9 protein-coding genes and 1 pseudogene are annotated in these 13,278 nt (G+C 64.9%); 8 read left to right on the forward strand and 2 right to left on the reverse strand.

What is annotated here, in order from left to right:
- Nucleotides 1–98 precede the first annotated feature (98 nt).
- The 4 genes and pseudogenes from E9232_RS03650 to E9232_RS03665 all read left to right on the forward strand — a co-directional run bounded on the left by E9232_RS03650 (nucleotide 99) and on the right by E9232_RS03665 (nucleotide 4,532).
- Entirely contained in the window at nucleotides 99–386 is a 288-nt protein-coding gene (locus E9232_RS03650) for a ribbon-helix-helix domain-containing protein (protein ID WP_309792195.1), read from the forward strand.
- Between the two features lie 50 nt (nucleotides 387–436).
- Nucleotides 437–922: pseudogene (locus E9232_RS03655) on the forward strand (IS630 family transposase); the annotation flags it as partial.
- Between the two features lie 517 nt (nucleotides 923–1,439).
- The gene (locus tag E9232_RS03660) at nucleotides 1,440–2,567 is read left to right on the forward strand and encodes a calcium-binding protein (protein WP_309792196.1); all 1,128 of its coding nucleotides are present in this window, start codon (nucleotides 1,440–1,442) and stop codon (nucleotides 2,565–2,567) included.
- Between the two features lie 720 nt (nucleotides 2,568–3,287).
- Nucleotides 3,288–4,532 carry a peptidoglycan-binding protein gene (locus E9232_RS03665; RefSeq protein ID WP_309792197.1) on the forward strand — a complete coding sequence of 415 codons (1,245 nt, stop codon included), beginning with the start codon at nucleotides 3,288–3,290 and terminating at the stop codon, nucleotides 4,530–4,532.
- A gap of 81 nt (nucleotides 4,533–4,613) precedes the next feature.
- Here the strand turns inward: E9232_RS03665 and E9232_RS03670 are convergent, their stop codons facing one another.
- Together E9232_RS03670 and E9232_RS03675 are read right to left on the reverse strand one after the other, a co-directional pair.
- Nucleotides 4,614–6,080 carry a TolC family outer membrane protein gene (locus E9232_RS03670; protein WP_309792198.1) on the reverse strand — a complete coding sequence of 489 codons (1,467 nt, stop codon included), beginning with the start codon at nucleotides 6,078–6,080 and terminating at the stop codon, nucleotides 4,614–4,616.
- Nucleotides 6,081–6,257: 177 nt separating this feature from the next.
- Nucleotides 6,258–8,045 carry a calcium-binding protein gene (locus E9232_RS03675; RefSeq protein ID WP_309792199.1) on the reverse strand — a complete coding sequence of 596 codons (1,788 nt, stop codon included), beginning with the start codon at nucleotides 8,043–8,045 and terminating at the stop codon, nucleotides 6,258–6,260.
- A gap of 707 nt (nucleotides 8,046–8,752) precedes the next feature.
- On the opposite strand from E9232_RS03675, the gene E9232_RS03680 reads away from it, so the two are divergent.
- The 4 genes from E9232_RS03680 to E9232_RS03695 all read left to right on the forward strand — a co-directional run bounded on the left by E9232_RS03680 (nucleotide 8,753) and on the right by E9232_RS03695 (nucleotide 13,238).
- Nucleotides 8,753–9,847 carry a LysM peptidoglycan-binding domain-containing protein gene (locus E9232_RS03680; RefSeq protein WP_309792200.1) on the forward strand — a complete coding sequence of 365 codons (1,095 nt, stop codon included), beginning with the start codon at nucleotides 8,753–8,755 and terminating at the stop codon, nucleotides 9,845–9,847.
- A gap of 70 nt (nucleotides 9,848–9,917) precedes the next feature.
- Complete coding sequence (locus E9232_RS03685) at nucleotides 9,918–10,655, forward strand: GDSL-type esterase/lipase family protein (RefSeq protein WP_309792202.1); 738 nt, start codon at nucleotides 9,918–9,920, stop codon at nucleotides 10,653–10,655.
- A gap of 300 nt (nucleotides 10,656–10,955) precedes the next feature.
- Nucleotides 10,956–12,026, forward strand: a complete 1,071-nt coding sequence (locus E9232_RS03690; protein ID WP_309792203.1) for an NAD-dependent epimerase/dehydratase family protein — start codon at nucleotides 10,956–10,958, stop codon at nucleotides 12,024–12,026.
- A 213-nt stretch (nucleotides 12,027–12,239) separates the two neighbouring features.
- Nucleotides 12,240–13,238, forward strand: a complete 999-nt coding sequence (locus E9232_RS03695) for a glycosyltransferase family 2 protein (protein WP_309792204.1) — start codon at nucleotides 12,240–12,242, stop codon at nucleotides 13,236–13,238.
- Nucleotides 13,239–13,278 lie beyond the last annotated feature (40 nt).

Raw genomic sequence — 13,278 nt, forward strand, 5'->3', positions numbered from 1 at the left:
GATCCGCGAAATGGATAAGTCAACAGCCGAATTCCGAGCTTCAGTGATTTTGCTAGTCGAGAGGAATATCGCCATCAACATTTGAAATGGCGACGATAATGGGCCAATCCGCGAATTTCCAGATACTGAATCCGCTCGAACCTCGGACGCGGAACGTCACAATTGGTGGAAGCCGCACCAGCATCCGCCTGGAGCAGCAGTTCTGGCGCGGGCTGGAGGAGATCGTGATGCGAGAGGGCATCTCCGTGAACGCCCTTGTCGGGCGGATCCGCGCTTCCCAGCGAAGTGACGGCAGTCTGTCCAGCGCGGTCCGCGTGTTCATCCAGGCCTACTTTTTCGCATTGGCCCACAAGCGCCGCCCGACAGTCCCTAGGGGCTACGCTTGAAGGCGACCACCTGAGGGATCGCTGCAGGGCATCCGTGGGTCGGGTTCTAAGTCGATCCTCCCGCCATGCGGTTGGTGCTGTCGGCAGAGGAGAAGTGCCGGATCCAGGCGCTCGACCGCACTCAGCCGGACTTGGCGATGGAGCCTGGGCACCGGGACCATGACCAACGACCATATCCGCCACGGCACGACAACGCTGTTCGCCGCCCTCAACATGCTCGATGGCGCCGTGATCGGCCGTAACATGCGGCGCGACCGGTATCAGGGGTTCATCCTCTTCCTCAACGTCGTCGAGGCTGCGGTACGAGCCGGTAAGATCGTCCATGCCATCATGGACAACTATGCCGCTCAAAAAGCACCCCACGGCGCGGCAATGGCTCCAACATCATCCGCGCTGGCCTTCCACTTCGCCCCGACCTCGGCTCCTGGCTTAACGCGGTCGAAGGCTTCTTCGCCGAGTTCGCCAAGAGGTGCCTGAAGCGCGGGGTGTTCCGATCCCCCGCCGATCTCCAGGCCGCCGTCGATCGCTTCATCGCCTAGCACAACGCGCCGAAGCCCTTCCCCTGGCGCGCCGATCCGGACGCCATCATCGCCGCCAGAGACGTGGCGCGGCTGGATCGTGTCCGGCGTGAGAGCCTAGCCTCCGACAGTTGCGGACCCGGACCTGGCCTGGCACGGCGCTCGAAGGGACGTGCCGCGGCAGCGCCGAGATCCATGGGGGCTTCTTTCCGCGGCGGCTCCGAAGGCCGTGCAGGCTTCGCGACAAGCTGTGGTCGCTGACATCGGTGGTCGGAATCTAGCCAGTCATCGGCTGCCGGTCGGAGTGATGCGACAATTAGACCTGAATCATGAATCGAAAAAGATAATAATCCGCTGCAGCTCTTGGCTGAGGAAAAAATATATGCCGCCTCGCTTCGTCAAGATTTTATTCAACATAAGAGCATAAATAGTTATTCGACGAAAATTGCGCTCATTCTTAATTCATTTGCAGAGGGGTTCTGAACTTCGTTTGTTGACGGGCGCCGCTAAGTGATTCGCAAGGAGAATGATCGCAATGATCATCAATGGAACGAACAGTATCGACGATCTATGGGGCTCGATGGGGGCAGATACGATCACCGGCCTGGAAGGCGGCGATCATATCTATGGCCAGGACGGAAACGACAGGATCGATGGTGGCGCCGGTAAGGACTATCTGACGGGCGAGGACGGTAACGATACGATTTTCGGCGGCAGCGAAACCGATCATCTGGTCGGTGCGAAGGGCGATGATTATCTGAACGGCGGCGCCGGTCAGGACTACATCGAAGGCGGCGCCGGCGCCGACGTCATGGATGGCGGCGACACGGGCACTCTGAACTATCTCAGCTACCGCAACTCTCCCGCCGGCGTCGCCATCGACCTGGCCGCCCATACGGCCAACGGCGGCGAAGCGACCGGCGACCGCTTCTCCAACTTCCAGAACATCGACGGCAGCGCCCACAACGACACCCTGACCGGAAACAGCGGTACCAACATGCTGTATGGCGGGGCGGGCAACGACACGCTCAGCAGCGGAGCCGACTACGACTATCTCTACGGCCAGGATGGCAACGACATCATGCGTGGTGGCGCAGGGTCGACCTATATCGGTGACACCTTCGACGGTGGCAACGGCATCGATGCGGTGACCTATACCGACAGCAACGTCGGCGTAACGGTCAACCTCGCGACCGGTAAGGGTTCAGGCGGGGACGCTGCGAACGACGTCTACACCTCGGTGGAAAATGTCGCCGGTTCTGCCGGCCGGGACACCCTCGTCGGCAATGGCGGGGCGAATGTGCTTGACGGCTGGGCCGGCGCCGACGTGCTGACCGGTGGGGGAGGCGCCGACCGGTTCAGCTTCTCGTCGATCCAGCATATGACCTTTAGCGAGCCCGACACGATCCGCGACTTCAGCCGGGCCCAGGGCGACAAGATCGGTCTGTCGGCGATCGACGCCAACACGGGGGTGGCGGGCAACCAGGCCTTCACCTTCATCGGGACGGCCCCCTATAGCCACCACGCGGGGGAATTGCGCTATGCCGATCACGGCGACGGACATCCGGCGATCGCCGGGGACGTGAACGGCGACGGCTTGTCCGACTTCCATATCGAACTGTATGGAACGTCGAATCTGTCAGCCTCGGACTTCGTGCTCTGATCCGGAGGAAACCCACCGCTCAACGGTGGCCGGACGGAGAGGCTTTCCTTCGCTAAAAACGTCATCGGGGGCCGGCTGTCTGCCGGCCCCCGATACCAGAAATAGCGGAGCGATGTCGCACGCTTGAATTCAGATCTCCAAACGATCTGAGCGCCGTCTCAATGGGGCTGTTCACAAGGGGAACGTGCCTCGCCTGGACGGCCGCCCGACTTCGCGATGGCCGCGGATGTCGGCTCGTCGACAGCGGCACTGTCACGGCCGACGGTGTGACGATTGCTGTTTTGTGACCCAGAGAATTGAATGTGAGGCCGGATAAATACCGCTGAAGGCGGGGCGCGCAGCGGCCGAACTCGCGCGGTCCCGCAATACTCGCGGCGCCCGCTCGCATCAGCCATGGCGAGAGGTACCGAAGCCATCGAAGGCTGGGTGCTGGAGTAGCGGGGGAAAGTGGTAGCGCGCTGATCGGCAGATGGGCTCGCCTCCCTCCTAGGATGGGTTGCGGGTGGGCGGCACCGCCGGAAGTGCATCTAGGTCGAAGCAGGCCATGGTGACTAGGATCTCACTCGGGAATTGAAGGGGCTGGGCGTCTCCCGCTGATCAGCCTCGCGGCTCCCCCACATGGGGCCGGGCAGGCAGTCATCCGCACGGAAGCAGTCTGCTCGGTCCTATGCCCAACCGATCCCGCCGGCAGGCCGCAATTCAGGCGGGCAGGGAGGTCAGATGAAGTCTCCGGGCGATCGCCATGCGAGGCTCGGCCGAGGGTCGAGAGGGGCTTACAGCCCGGCCGCCCGCCAGGCGTTCGCGACGCTGCTCATCCTGGCCGGGTGCGGCTGTCTCGTCGCGGAAGGGTTCGCAAGCCGCCGGGCCGAAGCTGCTCCTCTCGCCGAGATCATCGGCGGTCCGCGGATGTCCGTCGCGACGGCTTCGCCGTCACGATCCGCGCCCGCGGTCCCGGGTGCCGCCGTTCCGGCTCCGGAGGTGGGAGCGGAATTCCGCCTGCCGGACAAGGCTTCCGCCGAGCTGCGCCGCCTGGCGCGCGACGCCGCCGCCGGACAGGCGGACGCCGAGAACGATCTCGGCACATTCTTCGCCCTCGGCATCGAGGTGCCGCGAAGTTTCGAGCACGCCGCCTATTGGTACCGGCGGGCCGCCGACCAGGGCGTCGCCGGCGCTTCCTACAATCTCGGGGTGCTGCTGGAGCGGGGGCTCGGCGTGCCGCGCGATTCCGAGGCGGCGGTGGCCCGCTTCCGCAGCGCCGCAGCGGCCGGACATGGCGGTGCGCTGAACGCCCTGGGCCTCGCTTACCTCAACGGTTCCGGCATGGTGCGCGATCCGGCGGAGGCGCTGGTCTGGTTTCTACGAGCCAGCAAGGCCGGCAATCCACGCGGCGCCTATAACGTGGGCCGACTCTACGAGAGCGGTGAACTCGGGACGTCCGATCCCCGGACCGCCGCCGGCTGGTACGGCGTCGCGGCCGATGCCGGAGACGAGCAGGCAAAAGAGGCGCTGGCGAAGCTGCAGGCGCTCGCCGGCGTCAATGCCTCCCCCGCCCCGCGCATCGGGTTTGTCGGCTTGGTTCTTGGACCGAACCTGCTCGCGTTGGGTCGGGCCGGCACGACCGGTGACGACCCGGATCGGATTCTGGACGGCTTGGCCGAACAGCTGGCGGCATCGGCGCCGCGGAGCCATGCCCAGGCCGGAATGGCATCTGGGGTGGGCGTCTCCGGAGCAAAGCCTGCAGCGATGCCGGAATCGCCGGTCACGCCTGCCGGAATCGCCGAGATCCAGCGGTTGCTGAAGCAGATGAATCTCGACGTCGGTCGGATCGACGGCCGGATGGGGCGTAGAACGCGATCCGCCATCGCCTCGTTCCAACGGGGCCACGACCTGCCGGTGACGCGCCGGCCCTCGGCGACGCTGCTGGAGGCTCTTCGCACCGCCACGCTCGTCGCCCAGAGCGAGTGACTGGATAAGATCCAGTCCGCCGACAGCCTTGACGAGGATCGCTACGCTGATCGATCGCCGATGCCTTCGTCCCAGGAGCCCTCACTCGTCGACCGACGTGCCCCACCAGCGGCCCCGGGTCTTCTGGTAGTCCGGCTCCGGATCGTAGACCTTGACCGGCAGGCCCATGTCCTGGGCCGTCAGGGTGCCAACGGCGTTACGCAACTGGTAACCGGCGACCACCTCGTTGCGCCGAGCCTGCACCAGGTTGAGCTGGGCGTTGAGCAGGTTCTGCTGCTCGGTCAGCACGTCGAGGACGGTGCGCGACCCGACCTGAGCTTCCTGCTGCAGGCCTTCCACAGCCAGCTGCTCGGCCTCGACCGCGGCCTGGAACGACTTGATCGCCGCCCGGGCCGTCACCAGCGCCTGCCAGGACTGGACTGCGCCCTGGATCGCCGTGCGGCGCTGTGATTCGATCTGGATCCGCCGCTGGCCATGTGTGTACCGGGCCTGACGCACCAGCGATTCCTGGTTGCCCTGCGAGTACAGCGGGATGGTCAGCTGGGCCACGATCGCCGCGGAATCGACACGCGACTGCGCCCCTCCGCTCGACCGCGGATGGGAGATCGTCGAATACTGCCGCTGGATCCGCGCCTGCACGTCGATCGACGGCAGCAGCGCGCCGAACTGCAGGTCGATGTTGTCGGCCGCGGCGCGCTCGGTGAAAACTGCCGCGACGATGCCCGGATAGTTCGCCTGGGCCTGCTGGATCGCGGCCTGCATCGAGGACGGCAGGCCGGCCGGCACTGTCGGCGTCTTCAGCGTTCCCGGCGGCTGGCCGATGAAGCGCTCGAAGGTTGCGCGGCTGGTGCGAAGGGTGCCTTCGGCCTCGATCCGGCCGGCGACAGCACTGGCCAGGCTGGCCTCGGACTGGCTGAGGTCGGTGCTGGTCACCTCGCCGACATTGAGTCGGTCCTGGGTCGCTTGTAGCTGACGGCGCAGCACCGCCTCGTTGCTGCGCTGCACGTCGAGCGCCGACTGGGCCTGGACCACATCGGCATAGGCGGTGGCGGCGTCCAGCAGCACAGTCTGCTCGGTGGTCTGTACGACCGCGCGGGTTGCCATCACCGTGTTCTCGGCCTGGTTCACCGACGCCTGGGTTCGGCCGCCATTGTAGATGTTCTGGGTGACCGTGATGCCAAGCGTTGCCGGGTTGACCTCGTGCCAGTATCCCTCCCGGCCGCCGGAATCCAGGGGATCACCTCTCTTCCCGCTGGGCTGCAGCTGGGAGATCAGGCCGGTGGCCTGGACGGCATCCGAGGTCGTGTTGGTGAACTGGCTCTCGATGCTGGCATCGGCGGTGATTTGCGGCCGGTAGCCGGATAGGGCCTGGGCGACGCCTTCGTTGACTGCCCTCAGATTGGCGATGTCGGCAGCGAGGTCCGGGTTGGTGGCATAGGCCGATGCCAGCGCCTCAGTCATCGACTGTGCCGAAGCTGAGGCCGTGCCCAACATCAGCGCGGCGGACAGCACCGCGGTGGAGAGTCCGAACCGTCCATATCGTGTCATCAGCAATACACCGCAGTCATGAGGCCATCCTGCCCATGAGGTGTCGATTCCAGGGTGATCACGAGGGAAGCCGAGCAGCTCGTGGACGAGCATCTCCGGGACGAAATGGTTCTCTGATCCCGGGAGGTTCGAGGCTGGACGGCGCCGGCATCCCGGCGCCGTCGTCGTGCCGAGAGGCTACAGAACGAAGTCGCTTGCGCTCAGCGACGGCACAGCCGCTCCGATCTCGAAATCGGCATGCCCGTCCCCGTTGATGTCACCGCTGACAATCCCGCCGGCAAAGCGCAGCTCCCCGGCATGGCCGCTGAAGGCGGCGGCGCCGATGAAGCTGAAGGCCTGATTGCCGGACACGCCGGCGGCGGCATCGATGTAGGACAGATCGATCTTGTCCTGCCCGGCGGTGAAGTCAGTGATCACGTCGCGATTGGCGCCGACCGCGGAATCGCCCGGGGTGATGAAACGGTAGGTGTCCACCGCGTCCCCGCCTGTGAGGATGTCCTTGCCGGCGCCGCCGTCCAGGAGATCCTTCCCAAGGCCGCCGCTGAGGATGTCATCGCCGCCGAGCCCGACCAGGGCATTGTTCCCGTCATTGCCGACGAGGCGGTTGGCGCCGGCATTGCCGATGGCGGTCAGGCCCCACAGCCCGAAGAACTGCACGTTCTCGACGTTCTGCACCGTGCTATCCAGGATCGTCGAGTAGCAGGTCACAACCCAGTCGTTGCCTTCGCCCGCCTTCTCGTTCACCACGTCGCTGCGGTTGTCGATGTAGTAGACATCGTCGCCCACGCCTCCCGTCATGACATCGGCGCCGCTGTTGCCGACGAGCGTATCGTTGCCATCGCCCCCTTTCAGGGCGTCGTTCTCGGCTCCGCCGCGGATGAGGTCGTTGCCGGCACCGCCGTCGAGGCAGTCCGTTCCGGCGCCGCCGTCGATGGTGTCATTGTCGGCGCCGCCGTCGATCTCGTCGATCCCATCGCCGCCGAGGATGATGTCGCGGCCGCCATCGCCGAACAGACGGTCGTCGCCGAGGCTGCCGGAGATCGCGTCGTCGCCCGCGTCGCCGTGGGCCTTGTCATTGCCAGCGCCGCCGTCGATCGTGTCCTTGCCGTCGCCGCCCTCGAGGATGTCCTGGTCGAGGCCACCGCCGAGGACGTCGTTGCCGGCGCCCCCCAGGATCAGGTCATCGCCTTCGTAGCCGCTCAGCAGATCGGTGCCCGCGCCTCCATCCAGCCTATCGTTGCCAGCATCGCCGACGATGATGTCCAGCCCGTCGCCGCCAGTGATGATGTCGTCGCCTAGGCCACCATAGATCGTGTCGTCGTCATTGCCGCCGTCGATCACGTCACGGCCGTCGCCGCCGTCTATGAGATCGTCGCCGTTCTCGCCAAACAGATGATCATCGCCTGCATTGCCGTTGAGCCGGTCCGCATCGTCGCCGCCGCGGAGCCGATCGGTGCCGTCACCGCCGTTCAGGAGGTCGAGCCCCGTGCCACCCCAAAGGACGTCGTCGCCGGCGTCGCCATAGAGGATGTCGTTTCCGCTGTCGCCGTTCAGGCCATCGGCGTCGCCGCCGCCCCAGATGCGGTCATCGCCGGTCCCGCCATTGAGCGTATCCGCGCCCATACCGCCATACAGTAAGTCATTGCCATCGTCGCCATCGATCCGGTCGTCGCCGCTGCCCCCGTCCAGCGTGTCGTTGCCGCCGCCGCCATTCAGGGTATCGGTGTCGTCGCCACCGTATAGCGTGTCCTTGCCGTCGCCACCGTCGAGATTGTCCAGGCCAGCACCACCGGACAGTGTGTCATCGCCTCCGTTGCCGTGGACGAAATCATCGCCATCGTTGCCCGCCAATATGTCGTTTCCGTCGAGACCGGAGACGATGTCGTTTCCGGCCAATGCGTCAATAGTGTCGGATCCGTTCGACCCCGTGATCACGTCGTCGCCTGATGTCGGGAAGGTTGCCATCGTTTCCTCATGGATTGAAATAAGAGCGGCGCATTTGGCTAAGAAAGAAGACCAATGCCGCGGTACTAAAGATCTCAGATCCGAATGGCGGCCTAGCCCTGAGATCAAATCGATTGCAATTTGCTCAAATAATCACGGAATTAGTCCATTTATCAGTTCGGACGTATGATGACATTCAAAAATCGGATAAGGGTCGATCGGAATGGACAGAAAGAAGGCGGAAAATCTAAAAATATGTGCTGCCTCAGGCGTCCGGAGGAGTGCGGGATTGCGAAGGCCATGCATCGAATGGATAGGATCGGCCGAAGACTTCAAGTCGAGATAGACCTTTGCCGGAGGTTCCTCGCCATTGTTCTGTTGTGAGAAGGGATGGCGTCGGGCCTGTCGGGATGTCGGGCCTGTCGGGATATGGCCGGCACCGCCGGTATCAGGGCTGTGATTTTCCGCTGCCTTGATGTGATCTTCGCCTCGGTGTTGATCCGATCAAACAGAAAGCGCCGATCCTGCCGCCAATATATACAAAAGCGGTACTCGTGTTTGACGATTTTCACTCTATCATGAAAAGGTCAGATAGTTATTCGTCGTATGTAGTTGCAGATGGCGCCGGGAATATGGTGCTCGCGAGACCGGATCTGAGGATTTCTTAGCAGAAATCGAATGGCAGCGCGGAGCCGGCTGGTTCGGCGCCTCATCTGGACGGATCCAAGGTGAAACATGCTCTCCTGATCTATGGCGCCGTGCTCGCGGTCTTTCCGGCGTCATCCACGATCCTATACCGGCTTTCGACCGAGTCATCGGATCCGCAACAGGCCGAACTGTCGCCGCCGTCGCCATTGCCCGGCAGTCATGGCGGCGTTGCCTCGCTGGAGCTCCCGTCGCCTTCGGCTGCGGGCGGGCACGAGACCGGTCAGGACGCGGCGGTGAATGCGGCGAACGAGACCCTCCTGCGGTTCGACGCAATCCGAATCAATTCGAGTGGATACCAGGTGATCGCCGGGAAGGGGCCTGCTGGAGCCCAGATCATCCTGTTCGATGGCGCAGAGGCGATCGGGTCGGTCGATGCCGATCCCAATGGCGACTGGGTCTTCGTCTCGGAGGCGCCGATCGCGCCCGGCGACCATCAGCTTTCGCTCAGTGCGACGCGCGACGGTCGCACGACGACGTCCACCGATATCGCGCTGGTCATCGTCCCTTCACGCGGCGGCACCATCGAAGGCATGGCGGCGGGACCGGGCCAGGGCGACGGCAAGCCGCTCGTCTTCGTGGTTCCGAAGACCGGCGGTGCCTCCACCATCCTGCAGGGTCCGGATGAGGCCGCCGCGGCGCTGCCCGGCCTGTCCATTGATGTCATTGATTATGGCGAAGACGGCGCGGTCATCATCAGCGGTCACGGCGCCGCTGCCGCCCTGGTCCGGCTCTATCTTGACGACGATCCGATCGGCGAAGGCTGGATCGACGCAGCGGGTGCTTTCCGGATCTCGCCGGACCGGCCGATCGCCCCGGGCACTTATCGCCTGCGGGCCGACCAACTGAATGCCGACGGCCGGGTGACCGACCGCACGGAGACGCCGTTCCGGCGCGCAGCCCCCGCCGACCTCGTCCTGGCCCGGGGCAAGGTTGTCGTCCAGCCGGGCAACAGCCTATGGCGGATCGCGCACAGCGCGTATGGACGGGGCACCCACTACACCATCATCTACATGGCCAACCGCGTCCAGATCCGCGATCCGGACCTGATCTATCCGGGCCAGATCCTCACCGTTCCCACATCCCAGACGTCAGCGGCAACCGGCAGCAGATCGTGAACGGCCTCCGCCACCGCGATGAATCGCGGGGGTCGCAGGCACGGGACGTGGCATCCCGCGCCGATAGGTGATGAAGATCCTGGCCCTGATCCTTGCCGCCCTGGTGGTCGCAGTCGCGCTCGAATCCCAGCTTCCACAGCGCGTCATGGCGCGGTTCCTGCCCGATGCCGCCTTCATCCAGCCCCGGCACCGCGTGGATCCGTTGCCCGTGGAGCTGTCGCGGCTGTACCCCACGATCCATGCCGACATCGTGATGCTGGGTGACAGCATCACCGCCGCGCCGCAGTGGAGCGAACTTTTGCCCGGCCGCGATGTCGTCAACCGGGGAGCATCCGGCGACACGGTGGGCGAGATCCTGGGGCGGATCAATGCCGTCACCAGGCTGCGGCCGCGTCTCGTCTTCGTGCTGGCCGGGACCAATGACCTCGGATACGGCACGCCGCCGGCCGCGCTGCTGCAGCCCTTCCGGACTCTGATCGATGAGCTGCGGAAGACGGGGGCAGGGGTCGTCGTCCAGTCCGTCCTCTACGTCACGGATGACCACGCCTGGCCCGACGTCCGGCGCCATTGGGACTTTCGCCGCAACGATCAGATCCGCGTCCTGAACGAGGGCTTGAGGGCGCTCGCCACCGAGACCGGCAGCGACTATCTCGATCTCAATGCCGGGCTCGCCCCGAACGGGGCGCTGCCGGCCGAGCTGACCACGGACGGCCTGCATCTCAGCGCCGCGGCCTATATCCGTTGGGCGGCGATGGTGGAGGCTTATCTGCGGTCCGCCCGGGCTGGTGTAAAGGCCACCGGCGGCTGAGGCTCGGGACGCGCGGGGCGGTGCCGCTCCTGCCTCCATCCGCTGAGCTACTCATCCGTTTGGCCGTCGACCTGCGGTGGCATCGACCGGATGGGGGAGGACGTCCTCACAACCGACCGGTTCCCCATCTGTCTGTCGGGGGAGGGCGCTCCATCCGGCGGTGGCGAACACGAACGATTGCCGCGAAGTGCCCTCCGATCGGACCTCTCGGAATGGGGTCACCCGATGACATAGCCTCTAACTCAGGCCGTCTGGCCGGCAACAGGCCTGTCCGTCGCCGTCAAGCTGAGGGAGCATCGGATGCGAGTTCTGGTTACGGGGCACCGGGGGTATATCGGCACGGTGATGGTCCCGATGCTGCTGCAAGCGGGTCACAGCGTGACCGGATGCGACAGCGATCTCTATGAGCGGTGCACCTACGAGGCCGGGGGCGACATCGCGGACGTCCCGAATATCCGCAAGGACATCCGGGACATCGTGCCGCGCGACCTGGAGGGCTTCGAGGCCGTGATCCACTTGGCCGCCCTCTCGAACGATCCGCTGGGCGACCTCAATCCCGACATCACCTACAGCATCAACCACCTCGGCAGCGTGCATGTTGCCCAGGCTGCGAAGGCGGCGGGCGTCGGCCGCTTCCTGTTCGCCTCGTCGTGCAGCAACTATGGCCTGGCCGGCGACGAAATGGTGGACGAAAACGCGGCGCTCAATCCGGTGACGGCCTATGGGCGGTCGAAGGTGTGGGCGGAGCGTGACATCTCCCACCTGGCCGACGACAGCTTCTGTCCGGTCTATTTCCGCCCGGCCACGGCCTATGGGCTGTCGCCTCGCATGCGCTTCGACATCGTCCTCAACAATCTGGTCGCCTGGGCGGTGACCAAGGGGCTGATCTATCTCAAGTCCGACGGCTCGCCCTGGCGGCCGATCGTCCACATCCAGGACATCTCGCGCGCCTTCCTGGCAGGTCTGCGCGCGCCGGCGGAGGCGGTGTTCAACCAAGCGTTCAATGTCGGCCGCACCGAACACAACTACCGCATCCGGGAGATCGCCGAGATCGTGGCGGAGGTCGTCCCCGGCTGCCGTCTGGAGATCGCGGCGGACGCCGGACCCGACAAGCGGTCCTACCGGGTGAGTTTCGAGAAGATCGCCCGTGTCCTGCCGGAGTTCCAGCCGCAATGGGACGTGCACCGGGGGGCCGAGCAGCTCTATGCCGCCTATCGGTGCTCGCGCCTGACGCTGGAGGAGTTCGAGGGTCCCCGCTACCAGCGGATCAGCCATATCCGCAAGCTGATGGCGGATGGGGTCATCGGTGACGATCTCCGCCGCGCCGGCCGGACGGCCGCACACGGGTCGTCCGCTTGCGCCGCCGAGTGACGCGGCCGAGCGGGGCGGAAACCGCCTCGCTCCCTTTGGGAAGGGCTGAGGCATTGGGTTTCGAATGGATGGATGATTTTGGATGCTAATATTTTGCATCAAAAATACAAAAGAGATTGCTCAATGATTTGACCAGCAGATCAATAAAATATCGCAATGAAGGATGTATCGACTGCAGCTTCAGCCCTCAATGGGTGAAGACGAGGGATTGCTATGATCACGAGCAGGTGCCGGGTCTCGATCGGCCTCCCGGTCTACAATGGCGAGAACTACCTGACCGAAGCTGTCGACTCGGTCCTGGTTCAGACCTTTGCGGATTTCGAACTGATCATCTGCGACAACGGGTCGACGGACCGGACCGAGGAGATCTGCCGCGGTTATGCCGCTGCGGATCCGCGGGTCCGATACCACCGCAATCCCCAGAACCTGGGGGCGAGCGCCAATTTCGGCCGCACCTTCGAACTGGCCAGGGGAGAGTACTTCCGATGGCTCGCTCATGACGACCTGCTGGCTCCGGAATGCCTCGAGCGCTGCGTCGCGGCGCTGGACCAGCAGCCGGACGCGGTCCTGGCCCAACCCTTGGTCGGCCTCATCGACGCGAAGGGGACGGTCAAGCTCATCAGCGATGACGGCCTCCAACCGGCCGCGTCGCCGCGCGTGTCTGAGCGCTTCGCGGCTCTGGTCCGCCATCCTCGCTATTGCTGGGAGGTCTTCGCGCTCGTCCGGCGGGATATCATGGCCAAGACCGGCCTGCTGGCTCCGTTCTCCTGCTCGGATGTCGTCCTCTGCATCGAGCTGGGCTTGCTGGGCCGCTTCGCCCTGGTGCCCGAGCCGCTGTTCCTGAATCGGGACCATCCTGATCGCTTCAGCCACGCCGTCCTGATCGACCGGGCCGCATCCTGGCGGTGGTGGAACAACAATGACCGCGCCCGCCTGCTGGATCTCTGCCCCACCTGGCAGGTTCAGTTGCACTCCCTGCGGGCGATCCGCAAGCATGTCACCAGCCGGACGGAGCGCCGGGGGCTGTATCTCGGGCTGCTGCGCCATGTTCTCACCTGGCACACGCTGTCTCGGCTAGTGATCGAGCCGCTTACCGCGGCAGACCCCCGAATCCAGACCCTGGGGCGACGGGTCAAGGGCTGGCTGCGGGGCCGAAAGACGCCCGAATTCGGCCCGCCGGGGATCCGGCCCGGCTCCGAAGTCCCGAAATGAAGGGCGGCATCCGTGTCGGCGGAGAGGGCTCCCGGCTTGA

It is taken from the genome of Inquilinus ginsengisoli, assembly GCF_031453975.1.
In the GTDB taxonomy this organism is placed as follows: Bacteria; Pseudomonadota; Alphaproteobacteria; order DSM-16000; family Inquilinaceae; genus Inquilinus; species Inquilinus ginsengisoli_A.